Origin of the sequence: Croceicoccus estronivorus, assembly GCF_001625325.1 — a bacterium.
In the GTDB taxonomy this organism is placed as follows: domain Bacteria; phylum Pseudomonadota; class Alphaproteobacteria; order Sphingomonadales; family Sphingomonadaceae; genus Caenibius; species Caenibius estronivorus.
This window is the reverse complement of sequence record NZ_JRQQ01000013.1, coordinates 32,978-56,140: the sequence shown is the minus strand read 5'-3', so window position 1 is coordinate 56,140 and position 23,163 is coordinate 32,978. Positions and strand designations below refer to the sequence as shown.

At 58.8% G+C, this 23,163-nt stretch carries 22 protein-coding genes; 12 read left to right on the top strand and 10 right to left on the bottom strand.

The genetic code is table 11. From position 1 onward, the window contains the following. The first annotated feature begins 358 nt into the window (after positions 1 to 358). The 6 genes from MB02_RS16290 to infA all read left to right on the top strand — a co-directional run bounded on the left by MB02_RS16290 (position 359) and on the right by infA (position 5,178). Positions 359 to 2,527 (top strand): TonB-dependent receptor, encoded by a 2,169-nt coding sequence (locus MB02_RS16290; RefSeq protein WP_067540287.1) that lies wholly within the window; start codon positions 359 to 361, stop codon positions 2,525 to 2,527. Next, positions 2,527 to 3,591 carry a PepSY-associated TM helix domain-containing protein gene (locus tag MB02_RS16285; protein ID WP_067540285.1) on the top strand — a complete coding sequence of 355 codons (1,065 nt, stop codon included), beginning with the start codon at positions 2,527 to 2,529 and terminating at the stop codon, positions 3,589 to 3,591. Before MB02_RS16290 ends, MB02_RS16285 begins: the two co-directional genes overlap by 1 nt. Positions 3,592 to 3,781: 190 nt before the next feature. Next, a complete protein-coding gene (locus MB02_RS16280; RefSeq protein ID WP_156495559.1) occupies positions 3,782 to 3,982 on the top strand; it encodes a hypothetical protein in 201 nt (66 codons plus the stop codon). Between the two features lie 164 nt (positions 3,983 to 4,146). After that, the gene (locus MB02_RS17750; protein WP_156495558.1) at positions 4,147 to 4,284 is read left to right on the top strand and encodes a hypothetical protein; all 138 of its coding nucleotides are present in this window, start codon (positions 4,147 to 4,149) and stop codon (positions 4,282 to 4,284) included. 265 nt (positions 4,285 to 4,549) lie between these two features. Further along, a complete protein-coding gene (locus MB02_RS16270) occupies positions 4,550 to 4,762 on the top strand; it encodes a hypothetical protein (RefSeq protein ID WP_067540278.1) in 213 nt (70 codons plus the stop codon). Positions 4,763 to 4,911: 149 nt separating this feature from the next. After that, the gene (gene infA / locus MB02_RS16265) at positions 4,912 to 5,178 is read left to right on the top strand and encodes a translation initiation factor IF-1 (protein ID WP_067540335.1); all 267 of its coding nucleotides are present in this window, start codon (positions 4,912 to 4,914) and stop codon (positions 5,176 to 5,178) included. Positions 5,179 to 5,266: 88 nt separating this feature from the next. Here the strand turns inward: infA and MB02_RS16260 are convergent, their stop codons facing one another. From MB02_RS16260 to MB02_RS16250, 3 genes are all read right to left on the bottom strand, one after another. Further along, positions 5,267 to 5,491, bottom strand: coding sequence for a hypothetical protein (locus tag MB02_RS16260; RefSeq protein WP_067540275.1), 225 nt, complete (start codon positions 5,489 to 5,491; stop codon positions 5,267 to 5,269). Positions 5,492 to 5,558: 67 nt separating this feature from the next. After that, on the bottom strand, positions 5,559 to 5,765 hold the full coding sequence (locus MB02_RS16255) for a cold-shock protein (protein WP_067540272.1): 207 nt from the start codon (positions 5,763 to 5,765) through the stop codon (positions 5,559 to 5,561). A 295-nt stretch (positions 5,766 to 6,060) separates the two neighbouring features. Then, positions 6,061 to 7,122 carry a GGDEF domain-containing protein gene (locus MB02_RS16250; protein WP_170304773.1) on the bottom strand — a complete coding sequence of 354 codons (1,062 nt, stop codon included), beginning with the start codon at positions 7,120 to 7,122 and terminating at the stop codon, positions 6,061 to 6,063. 187 nt (positions 7,123 to 7,309) lie between these two features. On the opposite strand from MB02_RS16250, the gene MB02_RS16245 reads away from it, so the two are divergent. Further along, positions 7,310 to 9,484, top strand: a complete 2,175-nt coding sequence (locus MB02_RS16245; protein ID WP_067540266.1) for an RNA degradosome polyphosphate kinase — start codon at positions 7,310 to 7,312, stop codon at positions 9,482 to 9,484. Positions 9,485 to 9,542: 58 nt separating this feature from the next. Beyond that, complete coding sequence (locus tag MB02_RS16240; RefSeq protein ID WP_067540263.1) at positions 9,543 to 11,009, top strand: Ppx/GppA phosphatase family protein; 1,467 nt, start codon at positions 9,543 to 9,545, stop codon at positions 11,007 to 11,009. On the opposite strand, the gene MB02_RS16235 is transcribed toward MB02_RS16240, so the two are convergent. The 4 genes from MB02_RS16235 to MB02_RS16220 are packed head-to-tail and all read right to left on the bottom strand — an operon-like array spanning position 11,002 to position 14,626. Further along, positions 11,002 to 12,264: an adenosylmethionine--8-amino-7-oxononanoate transaminase gene (locus MB02_RS16235; protein WP_067540256.1), complete on the bottom strand. Its 1,263-nt coding sequence runs from the start codon at positions 12,262 to 12,264 to the stop codon at positions 11,002 to 11,004. The genes MB02_RS16240 and MB02_RS16235 overlap by 8 nt on opposite strands. Further along, positions 12,261 to 12,869: a dethiobiotin synthase gene (gene bioD / locus MB02_RS16230; RefSeq protein ID WP_067540253.1), complete on the bottom strand. Its 609-nt coding sequence runs from the start codon at positions 12,867 to 12,869 to the stop codon at positions 12,261 to 12,263. Before bioD ends, MB02_RS16235 begins: the two co-directional genes overlap by 4 nt. Next, a complete protein-coding gene (locus tag MB02_RS16225) occupies positions 12,866 to 13,993 on the bottom strand; it encodes an 8-amino-7-oxononanoate synthase (RefSeq protein WP_067540250.1) in 1,128 nt (375 codons plus the stop codon). The genes bioD and MB02_RS16225 overlap by 4 nt, the downstream gene beginning before the upstream one ends. A 45-nt stretch (positions 13,994 to 14,038) precedes the next feature. After that, the gene (locus MB02_RS16220; protein ID WP_067540332.1) at positions 14,039 to 14,626 is read right to left on the bottom strand and encodes a GNAT family N-acetyltransferase; all 588 of its coding nucleotides are present in this window, start codon (positions 14,624 to 14,626) and stop codon (positions 14,039 to 14,041) included. Positions 14,627 to 14,772: 146 nt separating this feature from the next. Here MB02_RS16220 and purC point away from each other — a divergent pair, with 146 nt between their 5' ends. The 3 genes from purC to purQ all read left to right on the top strand — a co-directional run bounded on the left by purC (position 14,773) and on the right by purQ (position 16,590). After that, a complete protein-coding gene (gene purC / locus MB02_RS16215; RefSeq protein ID WP_067540329.1) occupies positions 14,773 to 15,555 on the top strand; it encodes a phosphoribosylaminoimidazolesuccinocarboxamide synthase in 783 nt (260 codons plus the stop codon). 121 nt (positions 15,556 to 15,676) lie between these two features. Continuing rightward, a complete protein-coding gene (gene purS / locus MB02_RS16210; protein WP_067540247.1) occupies positions 15,677 to 15,913 on the top strand; it encodes a phosphoribosylformylglycinamidine synthase subunit PurS in 237 nt (78 codons plus the stop codon). After that, complete coding sequence (gene purQ / locus MB02_RS16205; RefSeq protein WP_067540244.1) at positions 15,913 to 16,590, top strand: phosphoribosylformylglycinamidine synthase subunit PurQ; 678 nt, start codon at positions 15,913 to 15,915, stop codon at positions 16,588 to 16,590. The genes purS and purQ overlap by 1 nt, the downstream gene beginning before the upstream one ends. Before the next feature lie 23 nt (positions 16,591 to 16,613). Here purQ and MB02_RS16200 read toward each other — a convergent pair whose 3' ends face one another. From MB02_RS16200 to glmU, 3 genes are all read right to left on the bottom strand, one after another. Then, a complete protein-coding gene (locus MB02_RS16200) occupies positions 16,614 to 18,983 on the bottom strand; it encodes a putative bifunctional diguanylate cyclase/phosphodiesterase (RefSeq protein ID WP_235829555.1) in 2,370 nt (789 codons plus the stop codon). Between the two features lie 55 nt (positions 18,984 to 19,038). Continuing rightward, the gene (gene glmS, locus MB02_RS16195) at positions 19,039 to 20,862 is read right to left on the bottom strand and encodes a glutamine--fructose-6-phosphate transaminase (isomerizing) (RefSeq protein ID WP_067540241.1); all 1,824 of its coding nucleotides are present in this window, start codon (positions 20,860 to 20,862) and stop codon (positions 19,039 to 19,041) included. A gap of 98 nt (positions 20,863 to 20,960) precedes the next feature. Beyond that, positions 20,961 to 22,325 (bottom strand): bifunctional UDP-N-acetylglucosamine diphosphorylase/glucosamine-1-phosphate N-acetyltransferase GlmU, encoded by a 1,365-nt coding sequence (gene glmU, locus MB02_RS16190; protein ID WP_067540238.1) that lies wholly within the window; start codon positions 22,323 to 22,325, stop codon positions 20,961 to 20,963. A gap of 78 nt (positions 22,326 to 22,403) precedes the next feature. Between glmU and MB02_RS16185 the strand changes: the two genes are divergently transcribed. Further along, a complete protein-coding gene (locus MB02_RS16185; RefSeq protein WP_067540235.1) occupies positions 22,404 to 23,081 on the top strand; it encodes an HAD-IA family hydrolase in 678 nt (225 codons plus the stop codon). The last annotated feature ends 82 nt before the right edge of the window (positions 23,082 to 23,163 follow it).

The window sequence follows — 23,163 nt, the reverse complement described above, 5'->3', positions numbered from 1 at the left end:
AATGGCCGGGTCGTGTTCACAGGGGCTGGCTGCGTGCCCCGCAAGCGGTGAAAATCGTGATGGTCGACCGGACACCCTGCTGCCGTCAGAGGAAAGCGTGAGCCCCCTATCCGGTCGATCCGCCAGCAGATTAGAGCCACCATCTGTCACAACCATCCCCCACATGCGGGATGGCCCTTGCTGTGCCTTTGTGTTCAGCATGGAACCGGCTTGGCTACGTCGCTTATAATGGAAGCGTGATACCAAAGCCTGTGTGAAAAATGCGACGCAGCGCAAGGCCTGCATGCACGCACCCAAGTTCGCTATTGCGATCTATTATCAACTAATTTAGGGCGCCCGCATGTTTTTGGGAGCCTCCATGTCTATTCGTTACCCTGCAACCGCGCTCGCGTTTATTCTGGCAACACCGGCATTCGCCCAGTCTGCGACTGCAACTCAAGGTCCGGATGGGGGCAATGCTGACCCGGCAATCATCGTCACTGCAACCCGCACGCAACTGCCCGCCAGTGCACTGCCGCTGACAATCGACGTTATCGATTCAACTGCGCTGGATCGGCAGGTGCAGATTTCCGGTTCCACGGTCGATGCCGTTTCGGCGCTGCTGCCGTCGTTCTCTCCAACACGGGAGAAACTGAGCGGATCGGGCGAAAGTCTGCGCGGCAGGTCGCCGCTTTACGCAATCAACGGAATATCGCAATCGACCCCTGTCCGCGACGGTTCCCGCGACGGGTACACAATTGATCCGTTCTTCATCGACCGGGTGGAAGTAATATACGGCTCCAACGCCTTGCAGGGCATCGGTGGGACCGGCGGGGTGGTCAACCAGGTCACAGTCGGTGCTCCCCAGACCGACGGCATCACCTTTCGCACACTGGTTCAGGGCTCGGCTGCAGACGGTCTGCGTGGCTCCGAAATGGGCGGAAAGCTGGCCGGGCTGGTCGGTTATCGTGCAGGTGACTTCGACATGAATGTCGGCGGTTCGTTCGAACGGCGCGGTGCCTTTTCGGACGGCCATGGCAATCGCATCGGAGTGGATGGCGCCCAGGGGGAAATCCAGGACAGCGACAGCTGGTCCGTTTTCGGTCGTTTCGGCTTTCAGCTTTCCTCCAGCGCCCGGATCGACGTGATTGCCAATCGTTTCGAGCTGGAAGGCAACAATCACTATGTGGCAGTGTCGGGGAACCGGGCAACCGGCGTCCCCACGACCAGTGTGCGCGGCACTACTCCCGGCACCCCTGCTACGAACCGGGCCGAATTGCTCTCGGCAGCATTCAGCGACACGGATCTGGCTGGCGGCACATTCTTGCTGCAGGCGTTCTTCAGCCGCACACGGGACATTTTCGGTGGGGGCACCTATGCCACTTTCCAGGATCCGAATCTCGACCCGACAGGCAATCTTTTCGATCAGTCGGCCAACCAGTCACGCAAGCTGGGTGCCAAGGTCAGTTACGAACGCGCTATCCCCGGTTTCGAAGACCTGGTGGTGACAACCGGCTTCGACATGCTGTTCGACCGCACGAAGCAATTCCTGGTGCAAACCGATCGTGACTGGGTTCCGGAGACCGATTTCCGCAGCCTCGCCCCCTTCGCGCAGGCCAATCTTGCATTGATGGGTGGCGTAGTCCGCCTCGCAGGGGGGATGCGTTACGAAGATGTGCAACTCAAGGTCGGCGATTACGAAACACTGTCGGTCTATGGAGCCACTGATTCCAGCGATATTTCAACGTACAAGCCCGTCGCCGTTTCCGGCGGCAAACCCTCGTTCCACAAGCTGTTGTGGAATGGCGGCGTGATCGTGGAACCGTTGACCGGGCTGCGCGCCTACGGTTCCTATGCCGAAGGGTATACGATCGCCGATGTGGGGCGCATCCTGCGCGGTATTAGCGATGAGGGTGTCGACATCGACAATTTCCTCGCGCTCGAACCAGTCATTTCCAACAACCGCGAACTCGGTCTGGAATACGAACGGGGGCCGCTCAAGGCCTCGGCGAGCTACTTCTGGTCATCCAGCGATCTGGGCTCGCTGCTCGTAATCGGTCTGGATGGCATCTACAACGTCTCTCGCCAGCCGATCCATATCGAGGGGCTGGAAGCCAGTTTCGCATGGCGCACTCCTTTGCCCGGCCTCACTCTCAGCGGCGGTTATGCTCATATCAAGGGGAAGACCGACAGCGATGGCGACGGCAAAGTCGATGAAGATCTGGATGGTGCGAACATCTCACCGGATCGACTGAATCTCGCTGCGGACTTCACCAAAGGCCCTCTCAGTCTCCGCCTCCAAAGCCGCTTCTACCTTTCCAGGAGCTTCAAGGGACAGCCCGCATCCGCCGATTTCGAAGGCTACGAATTGCTGGATGCCTATGTGGCCTACCGCACCAACGTCGGTGAATTTGCACTGTCGGTTCAGAACCTGACGGACAAGTTCTATATCTCCTATGACAGCGACACCGTGCGGACGACTGACAATACCCGGTTCTATTCCGGGCGGGGTCGCACTTTCACGCTGAGTTGGCGCGGTGAATTCTGATGCAACTGCTCGCCCTGCTTCATCGCTGGGCGGGCGGCATTGCCGGTTTGCTGCTGGCGATGATCGGCCTGTCCGGTGTGCTGCTCATGTGGGAAGATGCCTGGATCATGCTACCTGGGGCAGACGAACCCGTCCGTAACGATGCCACGCAAATCGGCATGGCTGTTGCCGGGGCGATGTCCGCCAGTACTTCTCCCCTGTCTCGCCTCACTCTTGCCGGCGACGGGTTCGGATTGCACCAGGCAATCTACAACGACGGATCAGGAGCCTATCTGACGCAGGATGGGCTGATCGTGGATCAGTGGCGCAGTCTATGGGAACGGCCCGAACTGTGGTTGTTCGATCTGCACCATCACCTGTTTCTCGGAGACACGGGCAAGCTCATCACTGGCATTCTGGGCCTGCTGCTGCTGGCCTTTACCATCAGTGGCACAATATTGTGGTGGCGCACGCGCAAGACGTTCAAGTTCCGCCTGTGGCCGGCGCGTATGTCGCGCCCTGCCATCGTCTGGCAACATCGCGATATCGGGATCGTCGCCTCCCCGCTGCTGATTGTGCTTGCCCTGACCGGTACCTTGATGGTGTTCAAGCCGCTTTCGACAGCCCTGCTCTTCCCTCTGTCAGAACCGCAAAAGCCACGCCCGGATCTGCCGCATGCTCACTCCGCCCCTGGGCCGGACACGAACTGGGCACTCATCGTGAAGGACGCAGAAGCCCTCTTTCCCGGTGCGACAGCACGCCGCTTTCAGTTTCCGCGAGAGGCTGGCGCTCCTCTTACATTACGACTGAAACAGGCAGAGGAATGGACCCCGAACGGGCGAACCTATGTCTATTTCGACCCGGCGACTGCAACCATCCTTGGCGTTCAGGACCCTTTTCAGGGCGATGCAGCCTCTCTTATCGAAGAGAAATACTATCCTGTGCACGCAGCCAAGGTCGGCGGAATAGTCTGGCGTATTGCACTGACCTTTGCCGGATTGGCGCTGACATTGCTCGGCACGCTGGCCTGTTGGACGTTCTGGTTCAAGTCCCCATCATTGCGTCCGATCCGTGCCGCGAGATAACTCGATTGAACCTGCGCGTTCCTTCAGAATTACGCTCCTGCGCGATCGCAATTCGATCAGCATCCGCTTCATTAAATCAGGGGCGAGATTGCAATTCGCGTGACAATCACCATATTCACGCTATCGCAGCCCGGACTTTGGCATGGCGGCGACTGAGAGACCGTTGCGCTCCCGCATGAGGAGAGACAACGTGGATCTGAATGAGCTGTTATTCCAACATCAGGTAGCACTGATCAACGCGAATGAATCGCATCAGGTTGCCTTTAAGGAATGCCATTTTGCTTCTGTCCGCTATTATGCCGAAAGGATACGTCAGCGGCGTGGCGAATTAGGCGTCTCTCAATATCGACCGTTGGTTGAAACGCCTGCGGCAGGTGAGAGCAACGCATGACGTGCTTGCGTACTTATGCAAGCGGTCGACATGATAGGCCCCGGATGCGGCCGTTTCGCAAGCAGTCAGGTGACCTTAGGCTTCGCCCAAAGGCCGCCCGGCGACAGTATGAGATTACCCAGCTTGCATTCCTTCTGTTTGGAGGACGCCTTGGCGGGGCAACGATGCTGAACACGCCTCAGCCGACTCTGGGAGGGGCTCCATTGGCCATCGCAATGGCCAGCCCCGAAGGCTTTATCGAGGTCGCACGGACAATGCGCCGTATTGCCCTGACGTTGGCAAGGGAGAGCAAAGATCATTGATTACAAACTAAAGCGTTCAGACGCTTAGGCACGAAAATAAGGACTACAATGCAAAGAGTTTCTCATATCCGGCATGACAAAATGCACAAGCTGTCAACCGGAAACCCTCGCAATTCCAGGACAGTCAGATGCCCCACAAGTGGCGTCCTTTCCCGGAGCGAGGTAAAACAGATTATCGCTGAAATGATCGGCTGAAATACATACGCCGGGCAAGGAATAACATCCTTCCCGGCATTTCTCTTATTTTTCACGTTAGGAACTGACCATGACCCAAGGCGCCCTCCGTCCTTTTCTCATTACCAAAGATGAAGAAGAAGGAGGATATCGCCTGACGGTTCGCGACACTCGCTATAACTCTCAAGGATATCCGATTGTCACATCCACTTTAAGGGATGAAATATTCAAGACAATCGCTGCCGCCAAAGAATTTGCGCAAGTAAATTACAATGCAAAGCCTAGCGAGTACGCGAGAAAGTAGCGCTACACAATAACCACATCTACATCATTAAAATATGCCGTGACCCTATGCTCGAGCTTTCCTGAATGCTGGAAAATCTTGCAATTTCCTCACTCGTTAGAGGCGCTGAAAAGCAGGTCACAGGCGTCAATCAGAAAAAAGGCTGTCTTATGGCAAAAGAAGAACTGATCACTATGGAAGGGCAGATCGACGAGATTCTACCCGATGGACGTTTTGGCGTCATGCTCGACAACGAACATCGCATCATAGCCTATACAGCGGGCAAGATGCGCAAGTTCAGGATCAGGTCCGTGGTTGGAGACAGGGTGCATGTTGAAATGACCCCTTACGACCTCTCCAAAGGCAGGATTGTGTTTCGGGAAAGAGTCGCTGGGCAAGGGCCCGGTATGGCAAGACGGTCTGGTTTCAGACGGTAATCACCTGCCTGGCCGCGTAGCAGCGGAACGCACGGGCACAGCATCGTAGCAAGCGCAATTGCCCGGTTTTCGTTTGAATTTCCGGGTGCTATTTTTGCTCGTTACAGGGGGATATATCGGTGGCAGCGGAAGCCACCTTTTCCCGATCTCTTCTTGCCCTGTTTTCTTCGACCGAACGAGCCCGACTGGCCATTTGCCGCCATGAGGCCTCGGACCGCAGCGCCCGCGCCTTCACATTTTCAAGAGTGGCATTTCTGGCCTCCTCCGCCGACTCTTCGGCGCGTTCAATATAAAATGCGACAGTCTGGGCCATATCAATCAATCTCTTTTTGGAAGGCGGGGAACAACGCCCCCGCCTTCGCAACTACTTCTGGCAGGCGTCAGGCAGCAGCCAGGTTGATCGCCGACTCCTTGCCATTCTTTCCGCGTTCCACCTCGTACGAGAGACGCTGATCCTGTGAGAGCGTGGCCAGGCCCGCAGCCTGCACGGCGGAGATGTGGACGAAGCTATCCTTGCCGCCATCTTCGGGTTCAATGAAACCGTAACCGCGGTCATTGTTGAAAAATTTGACTTTGCCGATGGGCATGATTCATTCCTATCAAATAACAAGAGTTACCCTGCCGCAATATGCGACAGAGTCGTGCGTTTGGCCGTCAATTGAAAGGAAGTCGTCGTCAGGCTACGCTATAGCTAATCAATAGCTGGAGCGGTCGTCATTCGCCGAGGTCCGTCGCAAGTTTCGACGTCAGCATGGAGTATGTAACATGCTCCGGCCAAAATACCTAATCATCACTAAAATGATTGGCCGCCCACCCACGCAACAACATTTTTCGACGCCGAAGTTTCTCAAAAATGACCGGCGCTTTTATACAGGTATGGCTTTATGCCGCAGCGATACCGGTTGATGGCCGGTATGCCTCGATTGGCTCGATCGCGGCCCCGACACTCTGCTCTCGCATCTCGATCGAAGCGCAAGTCGTCGGCCCGGCCTCTTCTCCGAATGCAGCGGAAAGTTTCCAGTCGGGCGATACGTACAAGCTCCCCCGCCGCTCGTGTACCGAGGCCACTCTCAAGGATGCTCCGGCGTTCTTTGCCTGATACATCAGTTCGTCAGCGATCTTCACTTCCCGGCTCAGCGACCGGCTGCCTGGCGCGAGGATCAGAGCCCCTGTGCTGCACCGCAGACTGGCGGAAAATTCGGATGCTGCTTCGTTCATCCCCTTATGGAGCCGCAAGGCGACAGCTTTGCCCGCCTCTTCATCCCGAACAGCCAGATATATGAAAAATTCATCCCCACCGACGCGTGCAAAGATATCATCCTTCCGGATCAATTGCTGTACATGCGCCGTGTAAGCCTGCAAGCAGGCGTCCCCTCTGGCATGACCTTCACGATCGTTGAGCCGCTTCAGTCCGTCCAGATCCGCATAGACGAGAACGTACCAAGTCTCCGAATGATCGATACTTTCCGCCAGTTCGAAGAAGGCCTGACGATTGAGCACCCCGGTCAAGGGGTCCGTGCGGGCCAATAGCCATTCATTCTCGCACAGCTTGCGGGCGCTATCCAGAATGCCAATGATAACCAGAACCGCCAGAATGCGTATTGCGAGGTTCCAGTAAGCATGGGCTGTCCCATAGGGGTAAATGCTGAAGCCGTTCACCACCAAAGTGATGCCCAGGCAGCTCAGACCTACGCCCACGGCTTCCCGCCATCCGAGGGACCACGCGGCAAATCCGATGATCATGAGATAGAGAGGCCCGAACCATATCGCATAGCCTGAAATGGCATCTGCCAGTCCGACGATACAGAGAGTCAAAGCGACGACAATCCAGGCTCGGGGGCGAGCCATGTTGAGAGGGAAGAACAGCTTCGACGCGCGTGATATATTGACTTTCGCGCGCCGCTCGGTTGCCGGTTTCTTCCACATCGCAGAACTGTGGGCCAAGTTAGCTAATTTCCGGTTAAACTCGGATAGCCAAGCACATCCATATTGGCTTCTATTCGCCAATCACCTCTCTTTCTATCGTTTTTCGATGCAAAAAACCGCAGGGCGGTGCCGAAAATACCTATGCAAACACACCACACACTCCCATGTCATCGAAATGTAACAGCAACCACCGATGCGGCCTGCTATGGAACGGCAAGATCATGATTCGAGCGGCTACGATGCGGGAGAGCCCACATCTCTGCCCATTCCCGAAGGCGGGGCACGGTTTTTCAACCGCGAGTTGAGCTGGCTTACTTTCAACCAGCGAGTTCTGGATGAAGCCTGCAACACGGATTACCCGCTGTTGGAAAGGCTGCGGTTTCTTTCCATTTCGGGCAACAACCTCGATGAATTCATCATGGTCCGCGTGGCCGGCCTGGCCGGCCAGGTCGAGCGCCATATCGAGGAAATCTCGATCGACGGCCTGACGCCTTCGCAACAGCTCGCGGCAGTACGCGAGGCTGTGATCGGGCTGCAAACCGCGCAACAGGCTATCTGGCAGGAATTGCAGGACCAGCTGGCGCGAGAAAACATCCTTGTCGCCGACGACCAGCCGCTCGATGCGGATCAACTGGAATGGCTCCGCAATCATTTTCTCAACGCTGTCCTGCCAGTAGTCACCCCTCAGGCAATCGACCCCGCCCACCCGTTCCCGTTCATCGCAAATCAGGGAATGGGCATTCTCTTTTCTCTCACCCGCATCGCAGATGGGGCGCCGGTGATGGAAATGGTGCTGATTCCATCAGCTCTTCCACGTTTCCTCCGCATTCCCGGCGACAAGGCGATCTACATCAGTATCGAGAATTTGATCGCTCGCAACGCGGATGTGCTCTTTCCCGGCTTCCGGGTGGAAGGCAACGGCGTTTTCCGCGTCTTGCGCGACAGCGACATCGAAATCGAGGAAGATGCGGAAGATCTCGTCCGCTATTTCCGCACCGCGATTCAGCGGCGGCGGCGCGGCAAAGTCATCGTGTTGCAGCTGCAGGGCGAATTCGATCAGGCTGCGGAACACCTGCTGCGCGAACAACTGCGGCTTGATCAGGCAATCGTAATCAAGACTGGCGGACTGATCGGTATGGCCGGGCTGTCCACGATTGTTGACGAAGATCGCCCGGAACTGAAATTCGAACCCTATAACCCGCGCTATCCCGAACGCATTCTGGAACATGACGGCGATTGTTTCGCCGCAATCCGCGAAAAGGATATCGTGATCCATCACCCCTATGAAAGCTTCGAGGTGGTGATCGACTTCTTGCGCCAGGCCGCGGCCGATCCGGATGTCATTGCAATCAAGCAGACATTGTACCGCGCAGGCAAGCAATCTGCCGTCATCGCCGCCTTGATCGCCGCAGCTGAAGCCGGAAAATCGGTGACTGCGGTGGTCGAATTGAAGGCCCGCTTCGACGAAGAGCAGAACCTGCTGTGGGCCAGCCAGCTTGAACGCGCAGGCGTGCAAGTGATCTACGGCTTCGTCGACTGGAAGACCCACGCCAAGGTATCGATGGTCGTGCGCCGCGAGGAAGAGGGCTATCGCACGTACTGCCACTTCGGCACCGGCAATTACCATCCGTTCACAGCGCGGATCTATACCGACCTGAGCTTCTTCACGGCGGACCCCAAGGCTGCACGCGACGCAGGCCGGCTGTTCAACTTCATCACGGGCTATGTCGAACCGCGCGAGATGGAATTGCTGACCATTTCACCCATTGGTCTGCGTGACAAACTCTACGAATGCATCGACCGGGAAATTGAAAACGCCAAAGCAGGCAAGCCCGCTGCCATCTGGGCGAAAATGAACCAGTTGACCGATGATGGACTGATCGACCGGCTTTACGCTGCCAGCAACGCAGGCGTCGAAATCAGTCTGGTCATCCGCGGCATTTGCTGTCTCCGACCCGGCATCCCCGGCCTGTCCGAACACATCGCAGTCAAGTCCGTGATCGGCCGATTCCTTGAACATAGCCGCATCTGGGCCTTTGCAGCGGGCGCAGACCTCCCCAACCCCAATGCCGCGGTGTTCATATCCTCCGCCGATGGGATGAGCCGCAACCTCGATCGCCGCGTGGAACTGTTGGTGCCCATCCGCAACAGTACTGTGCATGACCAGGTGCTGGATCAGGTGATGCTGGCAAACCTTCTTGACACGGAGCAAAGCTGGCTGCTGGAGCCCGATGGTACTTATCAGCGCATGGAAAAGGGCGAAGAACCATTCAACCTGCACCGCTATTTCATGACCAATCCCTCCTTGTCGGGGCGCGGTGCTGCGCTCGCCAGCGGGCGCAAGGTGCCAAAGTTGTCGCTGCGGCGCGGCGCGGCCTGAGCGGGCAGCGCCACGCCACCCGCACCTGTATACCACTTCATACTATGCAGGCGGCACGATGAACGCCGAACGTGCGGTCATCGACATCGGCTCCAATACCGTCCGCCTGGTCATTTTTGGCGGCCCGGCCCGAGCGCCCTCCGTATTACTGAACGAAAAGGTCACCGCCCGGCTCGGCAAAGGCGTGGCGGACAATGGCCGACTGACCAACAAATCGATGCAGGCCGCTCTGGCCGCGCTGGCCCGTTATGCCGCGATCCTGCGCCTGCGCGGTGTCGAACGTGTGGAAACAGTGGCAACCGCAGCGTCTCGCGATGCAGAAAACGGAGCCGAATTTCTTGATGCCGTGCGCCTGCTCGGCCTCGACGTGCGCCTGTTGTCAGGCGAGGAAGAGGCCCTGACGAGTGCTACCGGGGTGATCGCCGCCTTCCCCGGCGCCAAGGGCATTGTCGCGGATATCGGCGGAGGCAGCCTGGAACTGGTCGATATTGACGGTGAGATCTGCGAGCATGGCACCAGCCTGCCGCTAGGAACCCTGCGCCTGCCGCAGATGCGTGAGGGCGGCCCCGCCAAGTTTGTCCGGCGGGTGGAAAAGCTGCTCGACATGGCCGACTGGTGCGGAGGGGAAAACCTTCCGCTTTACCTCGTCGGAGGCTCCCACCGGGCCCTGGCCCATTATGCCATGCACAAGTTGCATTGGCCGTTTGACGATCCTCACGGCTTCACAATGTCCTCTGTGGATGCACTCGATCTCTGCAGGGAAATGGAACAGGGCCAGCTGGCCACCGATGTTCCCATGGTGTCGTCATCCCGTCTCACCATGCTGCCGGATACGGCAGCCCTGCTCGCTGCACTCCTCACCCAATTGCGTCCATCAAAAGTGGTCTTTTCGTCGTGGGGTTTGAGAGAGGGACTGCTTTACCGTCAGTTGACCCGTCACGAACAGGCAGAAGACCCCCTTCTGGCCGGAGTGAAGGAGTTTACGGAAACACTCGGCTGCCCCGCAAAATTTGCCGAATTGATCGCCCGCTGGACCGCCATTGCCGCACCGGCAGCCGGGGATGGCCGCAAGCGTCTGCGGCTCGCCGCAACCATGCTCGCCCTCGCCGCCTATCGTACTGAGCCCAACCTGCGGGCGGAAGAAGCCGTGGAATGGGCCTTGCGCAAAAGATGGGTCGGCGTCGACGGCGAAGGCCGTGCGATGATTGCCGCCGCCGTTTGCGCCAATACGGGCCGCAATGCGCAATTGCCCGAACTGGAACGAATTGCCTCCCCGGCCAGCTTGCACGAGGGGCGCGCATGGGGCCTTGCCATTCGCCTTGCCCGCCGCTTCAGCGCTGGAAGCCCAGATGCGCTCGCGCAAAGCGCGTTGTCAGTGGAAGGCAATCAGCTCGTACTCGCCATGCGTAAACCGATCAGTGTCTTGTTCACCAATCCCGCTGAAAAGGATCTCAAGGCGCTGGCGCAAGTCGTCGGTCTCGATCCCGCCATGCGGGTTATCGGCGCCGACGGTCGCCTTAGTTGAATTCACCCGCCGCTATAGCGTCAGCGGCGGAACCGATCGCGGCATGGACGATGGCAAGATCGTCTTCCCCGATGCAGTATGGCGGCATGACATAAACGGTATTGCCTAGCGGGCGCAGAAGCACCCCGGCCTCACGAAAATGCGCCAGCAATCGCGGACCGAGGTTCGAGAGATACGCTGCGCCCTCACCGCCCAGTTCCATCGCCGCAATCGTGCCGCAACGGCGCGTATCGGCAACGGCCGGATGGTCGGCGAGTTCGGTCAGATGCTGCTCCTGCCGCGCGGCAAGGGCTCCGATCCGCTCCATAACCGGCTCTTCCCGCCAGATCGCCAGGTTTTCAGCCGCAGCAGCACATGCGATGGAGTTCGCTGTATAGCTGGATGAATGGAAAAACATCCGGGCCCGGTCGGTCGAATAGTGCGCATCCCAGATCGGTTCACTGGCCATTGTCACGGCCAACGGCACTGCGCCGCCTGTCAGCCCCTTTGACAAGCACAGCAGATCGGGAACCACCCCGGCCTGCTCACAGGCGAGCAATGTACCGGTCCGCCCCCAACCGGTCATCACTTCATCTGCAATGAAAAGCGTCCCGTAGGTTTCGCAAATTGCCCGCATCTCCGCCAATACCAGCGGGCCGTACATCATCATTCCTCCAGCCCCCAGCACGAGCGGTTCAACGATGAATGCCGCCGCGCCGGCCTTGCATTCCACCTCCAGCGCATCGAGCGTGACCTGAGGAGCGGAAGGGAACGGTACGCGTCCGACATCGAACAGCAGGGGGGCATATGCCGCATTGAAAACGCCCCGCGCGCCCACGGACATCGTCCCGATCGTGTCCCCGTGATAGGAATGATCCATTACGACGATGCGGTGCCGTTCTTCACCGCGATTAGCCCAATATCCCAGCGCCATTTTCAGTGCGACTTCGACACTGGTGGACCCGGAATCGGAGAAGAATACCCGCGTCAGTTCCGAAGGCAGGATCGCTCTCAACCCTCGCGCAACCTCTTCCGCAGCTTCGTGTGTCCAACCGGCGAAAATAACCTGGTCCAAATGCTCTGCCTGCCGACGGATGGCAGCCATGATGCGCGGGTGACAATGACCATGTGTCGTCACCCACCAGCTCGATATCGCGTCGATTACACGTTGCCCGTCCTTGGTGTATAGCGCGGCACCCTCCGCATGCGTCACAAGCGGGGCAGGCTCCTCCAACCCGTGCTGGGTGAAGGGGTGCCAGATGGACGAACCGCTCAAAGAGAGACTCCTGCCGAGAATGCCTCGGCCAGACCAGCCGCATCCAGAGGGTCCAGCAATGGCAAGCGCCCCAGCCGCCTGACTTGCCCGAGGCGGCATATCGTAGCCTCGCTATCTTCATTACCGTCGCCAATGAAGGCCACGCCGTGCACGGTTATCCCACGTGCGCGGAGGACCTCAATTGTCATCAACGTATGATTGATAGTGCCGAGAGTGGTCCTCGCCACGACAATCGCAGGCAATTGCCAACGCGCGATCTGGTCTGCCACGAGCAGGTCATGCCGCAGCGGCACCAGGGCTCCCCCTGCCCCCTCGACCACCAACGGCCTCTGCTCCGGCAAGGTCAGAGCGTCGTCTTCAATTGTCACGCCGTCGATCTGCGCAGCGCGATGTGGCGAGCAGGGCGTAGTCAGGCGATAGGCTTCCGGCAGGATACGCTCCGCCGGCAAACCGGATAGCTCCGCCACACGTAATGCATCGGTGCCGTCGGTTAGTCCCGCCTGCACGGGTTTCCAGTACCAGCCATTCAGATACCCGGCCAACGCGGCGGAAAATACAGTCTTGCCCACATCCGTGTCGGTCCCAGTGACGGCAAATCCCATCATGACAGCACTCTCCCGAGGTTTTCCGCCAGCGCATCGACATCGTCGCAAGTGGCATTCAGGGTCAACGACAACCGCAACCGGGCAGTTCCCACTGGCACTGTCGGTGGGCGGATGCCCCTTATGTCGAACCCGGCTTTTTGCAATGCGTCCGCCGCAGCCATTGTCCGCCCATCCTCTCCGAGGATAATGGGCACGATCTGTGATCCCGTGGGCGCAAAGCCCAAGGGAGCCAGGGCCTTTTCAGCATGAGAAATCAAAGTCTGCAGCTGATGGCGCAGTTCCGGGTCGTCAACGCAAATGCGTAATGCTTCCCCAACCACCACGGCCATGAGCGGGCTCGGCGCGGTTGAGAAAATGAAACCGCGCGCGCGATTGACGAGAAATTCCTTCACTGTCTGTGATGCGCAAACAAGAGCCCCTTCGCCTCCCAGAGCCTTGCCGCATGTGTGCAGCGAAATCAGGTTTTCCCGGCCCTGCAAATGGGCCGCGAGCCCGCGCCCCCGATCCCCGAACACACCCGTTGCATGCGCTTCATCGACCAGCAGCACTCCGTCATGCTCATCGGTCAACATCATGAGATCGTCGAGTGGTGCCTGGTCCCCATCCATCGAATAGAGGGTCTCGACGGCAATCCAAACGCGACCGGTACCACCATTCTTCCGCCACCGGGTTATCGCGTCTGCATAGCTCTGCACATCGTTATGCTCCGCCACCGCCCGGTCAGCTCTGGTCAGACGAAGCCCTTCGTGCAGGCTGGCATGGATCAACCGGTCGTAAATAACCACGTCGCCCTTGTGCGGCAGGGTCGCGACCAGCGCGGAATTCCCACCATAGCCATTGGCAAAGAACAGCGCGCTCTCGCTACCGAAGAAATGCGCGGCGGCGGCTTCCAACGCTTCATGTTCCTCGTGGTTACCACGTAACAGGCGGGATCCGCCGGAACCGGTCGGCACCCCGCGCTCCATTGCCTCGACGATTGCCTGTTTCAGCCGGGCATCCCCGGCAAGGCCAAGGTAATCGTTGGAGGCAAAATCAACACCGTCACGGGGACGCAAGGTGCGTAGTCGCGCTTTCTGCGCCAGAGCGGCCAGATCCGCCGCATGGTCTGCAAAGGGACCGGACATGCCGCGCGCTTTGCCGCAAGCACGCCGATCATACAACCACCGGCTTCAGAATCGCCGCAGCCAATATTGCATAGGCTTGGCACTTTCGTGCGTTTCGCCGTGTTCCTTCCAGGCCAGTTCAGTGACCAGTCCCGGTACCGGCTCATAACCACGCTTGCTCCAGAACGCGTCGAGCGGTGTGTAATCCGCGGGTCTTGCCGGATGATCCGGTTCACGGATCACTGCCGCGAAACAGGCCAAGTCCGCTCCTCCCGCACGCGCGGCAGCTTCACGCCGATCGAAGAACGCATGCCCGATTCCCCTTCCACGGTAGTCGGGCAGGAGCACACTTTCCCCGAAATAGAATAGCCGCCCCGTATCGAGTCCGGCTTTCTCGAATGGCTGGCGAAATTCCGCCTTCTGCGCCCACATGGGACTGGCCGTCGCCACCCCGACCACACGTTCATGATCGAAGGCCGCCACCAGCACGCTGCCCCGTTCCGAAGCAAATTCCTTCACATATTCCGCCTCATAGCCCTCGTCCCCGTCGTAAAGATAAGGGAAGGCGGCAAAGACGCTGATCCGCAAGGCAGCAAGATCCGCCAGATACCGGATACACTCCTCGCCCTGCAATGTTCGTACGTCGATAGCCATTGCCGTCGGATAGAAGCGCCCGGCCCGGCGTGCAATTGCGTTCACGCCTGTTTCATACTATGGGGCGAAAAGCGCCCTGGCACCGGATGAAGCAAAATGCTTCGTCAGCCGGGGCGCTCTGTTTTTCACTTGAAAAGGCAAGGCCCATGTCGCGTCGCCGCCAGATTTACGAAGGCAAGGCCAAGATTCTCTACGAAGGTCCCGAACCAGGTACGCTGATCCAGTATTTCAAGGATGATGCGACCGCGTTCAACGCCCAGAAAAAGGGCACGATCAACGGCAAGGGTGTGATCAACAACCGCATCAGCGAATATGTGTTCACCCGCCTGTCGCATATCGGAATTCCGACCCATTTCATCCGCCGCCTGAACATGCGCGAACAACTCGTCCGGCAGGTGGAAATCGTGCCGATCGAAGTGGTCGTGCGCAATGTCGCGGCCGGCTCGATCTGCAAGCGGCTGGGCCTGGAAGAAGGGGAAATGCTGCCCCACACCCTGCTTGAATACTATTACAAGGATGACGCGCTGGGCGATCCGCTGATCGCGGAAGAACACATTGCCTGCTTCGGTTATGCCAGCAATGAAGAAATGCAGGACATTTCCTCCATGGCGATCCGGATCAACGATTTCCTTTGCGGCATGTTTGCGGCGATCAACATCCGCCTCGTCGATTTCAAGCTGGAATTCGGCCGCATCTGGGACGGTGATTATTCCCGCGTCATTCTGGCCGACGAAATCAGCCCCGACGGCTGCCGACTGTGGGACATGGTCACTGGCGAAAAGCTGGACAAGGACCGCTTCCGCCGCGATCTTGGCGGCGAGGAAGAGGCCTATCAGGAAGTTGCACGACGCCTCGGCCTGTTGGAAAACGATGGCCCCAGCGAAGTGTTCGACCTCAGTGTCCATCGCAAGCTCCGCAGCAAAAAATAGGCTTCTCTCCCGACGCAGCCATATTGCGAACCGCCATCATACCTCCTGGCCTTGCCCTAAGGCGTTGCTGAAGGCATAGGCTCGCTGCGATTCCCATCCTGCGATTGAAGGCCCGCTGCCCATGAAAGTCCGCGTCCATGTCAGCCTGAAGAATGGTGTACTCGACCCCCAGGGCCGAGCCATTCACCACGCGCTCGAGGGGCTCGGTTTTTCCGGGGTCAACGACGTGCGCGCCGGGCGCCTGATCGAACTGGACGTCGATGATGGCGTGACAGACGAGGCACTGGACGAAATGTGCCGCAAGCTGCTCGCCAACATGGTGATCGAAAACTACCGGATCGAGAAGGTGGCCGCATAATGGCGTTCCGTTCCGCCGTCATCACTTTCCCCGGCTCCAACTGCGACCGGGACATGGCGGTTGCGCTGGAACAGGTGTCCGGCACACCGGCAATCCGCGTATGGCACGGCGACGCCGACCTGCCTGACGGACTCGACTTCATCGCTCTGCCGGGCGGCTTCTCCTACGGAGACTATCTACGCTCCGGCGCGATGGCCGCACGCAGCCCGATCATGCAGGCTGTGATCGAAGCCGCCGGACGCGGCGTACCGGTTCTGGGCGTTTGCAACGGCTTTCAGGTACTGACCGAGGCAGGTCTGCTGCCCGGCGCATTGATGCGCAATGCCAGCCAGAACTTCGTTTGCCGCACCGTGCCACTGAAGGTGGAGAACAACCGCTCGCTGTTCACGTCCGGATACAAGGCCGGCCAGACTGTCCATATTCCGGTCGCCCATCACGATGGCAATTATTTCGCCGATGAGGCCACGCTGGATCGTCTGGAAGGTGAAGGTCGGGTGGCTTTTCGCTATGCCGAACCTGTAAATGGCTCAGTCCGCGACATTGCCGGTGTCCTGAACGAGGCTGGCAATGTGCTGGGCATGATGCCCCACCCCGAACGTGCGATCGAGCCTGCCCATGGTGGATCGGATGGCCGCGCCCTGTTCGAAAGCGCTCTGAAAGGCCTCGTCGAAGCGTAAGCGACATTGCCGCATCCCCTCTTTCAGGCGCTGTGGCGTTCGGTATCCGTCTGGCGGAAAATTCGCTGCACATCCGCGGCAATCATCGGCCGTCCAAAGTGATAGCCCTGGATCTTCTTGCAACCCAGTTCACGGATCAGGCGCGCTTCAACCGCATTTTCCACGCCTTCGGCTGTGGTGGACATGCCCAGACTGTCCGCCATCGCAACGACCGCGCGAATGATCGCCAAGCTTTCCGCGTTCCCCTTGGCAGCACCCTGAACAAAGCTGCGATCGACTTTGATGGTCGAGAAACGCAGCTTGCGCAGGTAGCCGAGAGAAGAATAGCCAGTGCCGAAATCGTCAAGCGCGACACTGCATCCCAAGGCAATGATCTCTTCCAGCGTGTTTCGCGCTGTCACATCGTCACGCAGGAAGATACTTTCGGTGACTTCGATTTCGAGGCGTTGGGGATCAAGCCCTGTCGCCGCCAACGCTTTGACCACGGTTTCCGCGAAGTTCGGAGCCAATAGCTGCTCACCCGACACATTGACCGCGATCTTCACGTGGGCCGGCCAGGTCGTCGCCTCGCGGCAAGCCTCATTGAGTACCCATTCGCCAATGGATACGATCATTCTGGTATCTTCGGCCAGCGGAATGAACTTCACCGGGCTGACCAGACCATGTTCAGGGCTTTGCCAGCGCAGCAGGGCCTCGAAGCTGACGACCGTCTCTCTCCGGGCATCTACGACCGGCTGATAATTGAGCAGAAACTCGTTGCGTTCCAGTGCGTGACGCAAGGACATTTCCAGTTTGCGCCGTTCCTCCGCATCCTGATGGAGCGACGGTTCAAACTGGATGTGAATACCCCGACCGCCATCCTTGGCGCGATAGAGCGCAAGGTCGGCATTGCGCATCAAGGTTTCGACAGTCGCACCATCCCGCGGACCGATGGCCGAACCGACACTGGAACCGACATAAAGGGTGTGATTGTCGACATCATAAGGCTGAGACAACAGATTGATGACCGACTGGGCCACCTGGTCGATCCGTCGCATGTCGGATGCATCACGCATCACAATCGCGAATTCGTCGCCACCCAGTCGACCGCACAGTTCATTGTTGCTTACCAGGCTTTTGAGCCGTTCAGCGACCTGCGCGAGCAATCTGTCGCCGATCTGATGGCCGAGGGAATCGTTGATCTGTTTGAAACGGTCGAGATCGATCATCAGAAATGCACAACGGCTTTTCCATTGATCGGCATATTTCATCGCGTCGCCCAACGCTTCCATCAACATCATGCGATTGGGAAGGCCGGTCAGCGTGTCGTACCGGGCAAGATAGGCGATCTTGTCCGACGATTCCCGCTGCTCGGTCACATCCGAACCCACGCCCCGGAACCCGATAAACTTGCCCGCATCGTTGATCTTGGGAGTGCCGGAAAGCTCCCACCATTTCTTCTGCTTGCCGATGGTCACGCGGACCATGAGATTGGAAAAACTTTCCCGTCGTTTGAGCCGTTCCGCCAGTTCGTGCAGGCTCGGCGGGAAATTGCCATGATCCCATCCATCTCCGGCAATGAGCTGCAGAAAGGGCATGCCTTCCGCTGTGTCCGGGTCCTGCCCCAAAGCGTATGCGAAACGGGGGCTGACCGATCGCACACGGCGTGAAGTATCGATCTGCCACAGCCAGTCCGCCTCACTTTCCTGGAATTCCCGCAGCAAGAGTGACACCACCTCGCTCTTTTCGGCGACGCCGGCTTCGGCAATGCGAGCCGTGAGATGCGTGCGTGCGCCCTGAATGGTCCCGGCGACCGCCACACCGATAAATGCCGCAATGACCGCCACCATCGCCAGATGGCCGTCGACGGCCAGCGCGACCATCGCGCTGATACCGGTAATGACTGTAAACAGAATGGCCCCCAATGGCACGGACGACAGCCACAGCGCCGCGCCGGCAATCAGCATTGCCTGTACGCCCCACAGAGCCATTTCATCGGCGGAACTTCCGAAGCGGGTGAATACGAGAATCGGAAAGCTCCACACGATCGCCAAACCTGTGGTCAGCGCCATATGGAGGCGAAACTCGGACTTGCCGATCGCGCGGTGGCCGGCATCCGCCAATTGGCGGTCCATCCGGTAACTGTAGTGCAACGAGATCGCGAGAACGACGGCCCATCCGGCCAGAAGCCATGCCGGCACCTTACCGAGAAAAAGCGTCAGAACCACGAGCCCGGCAATTGCGTGCGATAGCAAACGACCGAGCGTGACCTTCGCGAGATGCGCATATTGCAGGCGCCGCAAACGCACCCAGTCCCCAGAGGGGGGATTGCTTATGCCCAGCAGCGCCCCCACCGGCAATTCGCTCGGCAGATCCGCAGGTACGGCATTCGGTTCGGTTCGCTCTTCAACCACGCGTCGTCGTTAGGACACAATGGTTTCCAGCTCGTAAACAACAGCGTCTGGACGTCTATTCCACAGTCACCGACTTGGCGAGATTGCGCGGTTGATCGACATCCGTCCCCTTGGCGCATGCCGTATGATACGCCAGCAGTTGAACGGGAACTGCATAGACAAGAGGCGCGATCAGGGGATGCACTTTGGGCATTTCGATCGTAGCCATACAGCCTTCACCTGCCTCGGCAATTCCCTCGGCATCGGAAATCAACACGATCTTGCCGCCCCGTGCCCGCACCTCCTGCATGTTGGAAACAGTCTTTTCGAACAGCGGGCCCGACGGGGCCAGCACTATCACGGGAACCGCTTCATCGATCAGTGCGATCGGGCCATGCTTCATTTCACCAGAAGCGTAGCCTTCAGCGTGAATATAGCTGATTTCCTTGAGCTTGAGCGCACCTTCGAGAGCCAGCGGATAATCCGGTCCCCGCCCAAGATAAAGTACGTCCCGCGCCGGGGCGATCAGAGGGGCCATGGCGGCGATTTCCTCATCATGCGCAAGCGCAGCATTGAGCGCGGCCGGAGCCTCCAGCAAATGCCCGACGACACGCTCTTCCTCATCCCGGTCCATCCGGCCACGCCGGACCGCCAGATGGGCAGCCAAGGCGGCCAGAACTGCCAGCTGACAGGTAAAAGCCTTGGTCGATGCGACGCCGATTTCCGGACCTGCGTGGGTCGGCAATAGCAAATCCGCCTCCCGCGCCATGGAACTGGTCGGAACGTTGACGACGACGGCAATTGTCTGCCCTTCCGCCTTGCAATGACGCAGGGCCGCCAATGTGTCCGCCGTTTCGCCGGACTGCGAGATGAACAGGGCCAGCCCACCCTTTTCCAGCACCGGCTCACGATAACGGAACTCGCTCGCCACATCGATGTCGACGGGCACGCGAGCGAACCGCTCAAACCAATACTTCGCCACCATGCCGGCGTAATAGGACGTGCCGCAGGCCACGATAGTGACCCGGTTTATCTTGGACAGATCGAAATCGATCTGCGGCAAGGTAACCTGACGTTCGAGCTGGCGGATATAAGAGCGAAGCGTTTGCGCCACGACCACCGGCTGCTCGAATATCTCTTTCTGCATGAAGTGGCGATAATTGCCCTTCTCGATTGCAGCAGCGGACGCGCCTGATGTCGTGATCGCCCGTTCCACCGGCCTGTTGGCGGCATCATGGACTTGCGCCCCGTTACGCGTCAGGACGACCCAATCGCCTTCCTCCAGATAGGATATCCGCTGCGTCAGCGGCGCGAGCGCGAGAGCATCCGATCCAAGGTAAGTTTCGCCATCGCCATATCCAACTACCAGTGGCGATCCCAGCCGCGCGCCAATCAGCAGGTTGGGAAAGCGGCGAAAGGCGATCGCCAACGCGAATGCCCCCCGCAGACGCGGTAACACCACTTGCACGGCTTCTTCGGGGCTTTTGCCCGCTTCGACCTGTTCGGATACCAGATGGGCGACGACTTCCGTGTCGGTCTCGCTCTCGAATACCCGCCCGCGAGCAATGAGTTCTTCCCTCAGAGGTCGGAAATTCTCGATAATGCCATTATGGACCAGCGCCACTTCTTCCGTCGCGTGGGGGTGGGCATTGTTGGTCGTCGGCGCACCATGGGTGGCCCACCGGGTGTGGGCAATGCCGACCTGGCCGGGCGCGGGATTGCCCTCCAGTTCCTTGACCAGATTGGCCAGTTTCCCTTCCGCCCGGCGACGGACAAGTTGCCCATCATGAAGAGTACAGACACCAGCGGAATCGTATCCCCGATATTCCATCCGCCTGAGTCCATCGACCAGCCGTTCCGCGACCTCTGCCTTGCCGACAATGCCGATAATTCCGCACATGAATGGACGATATCCTTAATAGCCGTTCGATGGCGTGATACGCTGAAATCCTTGGGATTCCGTATAAATCAGGACGACCTGCCGCAATCGCCGCACGCTCAGCCCTTCTTTCCGGCGGACTTCTTCTTTTTCATCGCGTCGTGGAAGCGATCCGCCCAGCCCGGCTTGACCAGTTGCTCTGCCCGAACCATCCGCAGTTCCCCGTCGGCAACGTCTCGCGTCACGGCGCTACCCGCCGCGACGATCGCATCCGCTCCGATTCTGACCGGCGCAATCAATGCACTGTTCGAACCGATGAAAGCCCGTTCGCCAATCACCGTCTTGTACTTGAAATAGCCATCGTAATTGCAGGTTATCGTACCGGCGCCGATATTGGCCCCTGCCCCGACTTCCGCATCGCCCAGATACGTCAGGTGATTGGCCTTGGCACCCTTGCCCAGAGTCGCTTTCTTCATCTCTACAAAGTTGCCGACCTTCGCCCCTTCTTCCAGCACCGCACCGGGGCGTAGCCGGGCGTAAGGGCCGATTTCGGTCCCTGTCGCCAGTTCCGCGCCTTCCAGGTGCGAAAAGGCGCGAATGCGAACCTTGTCGGCAGCCCTTACGCCTGGGCCGAACACCACGTTGGGTTCCACCGTCACATCCCGGCCCAGTTCCGTATCCCATGAGAACCAGACGGTTTCCGGAGCGACCAGGCTCACACCATCAGACATCGCCCGAGCCCGGCGACGCTGTTGCCATGCCTGTTCCATCGAAGCGAGTTCGGCCCGGCTGTTGATACCGGACACTTCGAAAGGATCGGTATCGACCACTGCCGAATGGCGCCCATCGGCAGTGGCCAGATTCACGATGTCCGGCAGGTAATATTCCCCGGCCGCATTGTCGTTGGTCACGCGCGAGAGCAACCCAAACAGATCCTTCGCCTTGACTGCCATCAGTCCTGAATTGCAGCGACGGCAGGCGCGTTCTTCCGGCGAGGCATCCTTGTGCTCCACCATCTTCAGGATACGATCCCCCACGCCCTCCTCGCTGCAGATAACGCGGCCATATGCCTGCGTATCGTCAGGCTGGAATGTCAGGACGACCACCGCTGGTGCATCCGGGGCATTAAGCCGATCAACCATCGCCTGCATGGTCGACGTGGGAACAAATGGGACGTCACCATAAAGGATGAGCACGTCACCGGTGAAGCCTGCCAGTGCATCTTGCGCCTGCTGCACCGCATGCCCGGTCCCGAGTTGCGGCTCCTGCTTCACCAATGCCGCGCTGCCGCCCAGAGCTGATTCCAGTTGCTCCGCCTTGTCGCCGACAACCACGACCTTGGAGACCGGCTTCAGAGCATCGACTGCTTCCATCAGATGCAGCAACATCGGACGGCCTGCGATGGGGTGGAGCACTTTGTGCGTGTCGCTCTTCATGCGGGTCCCCTTGCCAGCGGCAAGGACGATTGCGGCAATATCACTCATGGCTGAATCCTATCATGTGATCAGGGCCATGCCACCAAACGCTTGCAGTTTCCACATCGGGCGGGCACTTGCCCACCCATGAGTCCGAACCCTGATTTTCCATTCGCTATAGTGGGCTTCGATCTCGACGGTACGCTCGTCGATTCATCCCATGATCTTTGCAATGCACTGAACCATGCTCTCGTCCTCGCAGGGCGTGATCCGGTTCCGCTGGAGGGAATTGCGCCATTGATCGGGCGTGGGGCGCGACGCATGCTGGAGCGTGCGCTTATCCATGATGGCGGCATGGATGATGAGAGTTTCAAGCCAATCTATCGGGAATTGCTACGCTTCTACGAAGCCAACCTGGCCGTTCACACCCGCCCGTTCCCCGGGTGTATCGCGATGCTTGACGAACTCGATGCGCAGGGTTGCAAGGTGGCCGTAGTCACGAACAAATTCGAAGGCTTTGCCCGTTCCCTGTTGCAGCAGATCGGAATGCTCGATCGATTTGTCACCGTGATCGGCGGCGATACGCTCGGCCCGGGGCGGAGCAAACCCTCGCCCGATCCGGTCCTGGAAATGATCGCCCGCTGTGGCGGCGGAAGAACGGCATTTATCGGAGATACGACTATCGACATGGAAGCCGCCAAGGCAGCCGGCGTTCCGTCCGTAGCAGTCGATTTCGGCTTCAATAATGTTCCTGTCCAGGAACTTGGCGCGGATTGCGTTATCAGCCATTTCGATGAATTGATTCCGGCTCTGCGCTCTCTTTGATCAAGGCGTCTGACTTCACGCCCGCCGCAACAACACGGAGTAATCATTACAAAAATTGGCCCCGCCGAAGCGGGGCCAAGTG

What these genes read in the sequence shown, in the direction of transcription:
- MB02_RS16290 (WP_067540287.1), top strand. Translation starts at nt 359, where the DNA reads ATGTCTATTCGTTACCCTGCAACCGCGCTCGCGTTTATTCTGGCAACA.
- MB02_RS16285 (WP_067540285.1), top strand. Translation starts at nt 2,527, where the DNA reads ATGCAACTGCTCGCCCTGCTTCATCGCTGGGCGGGCGGCATTGCCGGT.
- MB02_RS17750 (WP_156495558.1), top strand. Translation starts at nt 4,147, where the DNA reads ATGCTGAACACGCCTCAGCCGACTCTGGGAGGGGCTCCATTGGCCATC.
- MB02_RS16270 (WP_067540278.1), top strand. Translation starts at nt 4,550, where the DNA reads ATGACCCAAGGCGCCCTCCGTCCTTTTCTCATTACCAAAGATGAAGAA.
- infA (WP_067540335.1), top strand. Translation starts at nt 4,912, where the DNA reads ATGGCAAAAGAAGAACTGATCACTATGGAAGGGCAGATCGACGAGATT.
- MB02_RS16260 (WP_067540275.1), bottom strand. Translation starts at nt 5,491, where the DNA reads ATGGCCCAGACTGTCGCATTTTATATTGAACGCGCCGAAGAGTCGGCG.
- MB02_RS16255 (WP_067540272.1), bottom strand. Translation starts at nt 5,765, where the DNA reads ATGCCCATCGGCAAAGTCAAATTTTTCAACAATGACCGCGGTTACGGT.
- MB02_RS16245 (WP_067540266.1), top strand. Translation starts at nt 7,310, where the DNA reads ATGGAACGGCAAGATCATGATTCGAGCGGCTACGATGCGGGAGAGCCC.
- MB02_RS16240 (WP_067540263.1), top strand. Translation starts at nt 9,543, where the DNA reads ATGAACGCCGAACGTGCGGTCATCGACATCGGCTCCAATACCGTCCGC.
- bioD (WP_067540253.1), bottom strand. Translation starts at nt 12,869, where the DNA reads ATGATGGGATTTGCCGTCACTGGGACCGACACGGATGTGGGCAAGACT.
- MB02_RS16225 (WP_067540250.1), bottom strand. Translation starts at nt 13,993, where the DNA reads ATGTCCGGTCCCTTTGCAGACCATGCGGCGGATCTGGCCGCTCTGGCG.
- MB02_RS16220 (WP_067540332.1), bottom strand. Translation starts at nt 14,626, where the DNA reads ATGGCTATCGACGTACGAACATTGCAGGGCGAGGAGTGTATCCGGTAT.
- purC (WP_067540329.1), top strand. Translation starts at nt 14,773, where the DNA reads ATGTCGCGTCGCCGCCAGATTTACGAAGGCAAGGCCAAGATTCTCTAC.
- purS (WP_067540247.1), top strand. Translation starts at nt 15,677, where the DNA reads ATGAAAGTCCGCGTCCATGTCAGCCTGAAGAATGGTGTACTCGACCCC.
- purQ (WP_067540244.1), top strand. Translation starts at nt 15,913, where the DNA reads ATGGCGTTCCGTTCCGCCGTCATCACTTTCCCCGGCTCCAACTGCGAC.
- glmS (WP_067540241.1), bottom strand. Translation starts at nt 20,862, where the DNA reads ATGTGCGGAATTATCGGCATTGTCGGCAAGGCAGAGGTCGCGGAACGG.
- glmU (WP_067540238.1), bottom strand. Translation starts at nt 22,325, where the DNA reads ATGAGTGATATTGCCGCAATCGTCCTTGCCGCTGGCAAGGGGACCCGC.
- MB02_RS16185 (WP_067540235.1), top strand. Translation starts at nt 22,404, where the DNA reads ATGAGTCCGAACCCTGATTTTCCATTCGCTATAGTGGGCTTCGATCTC.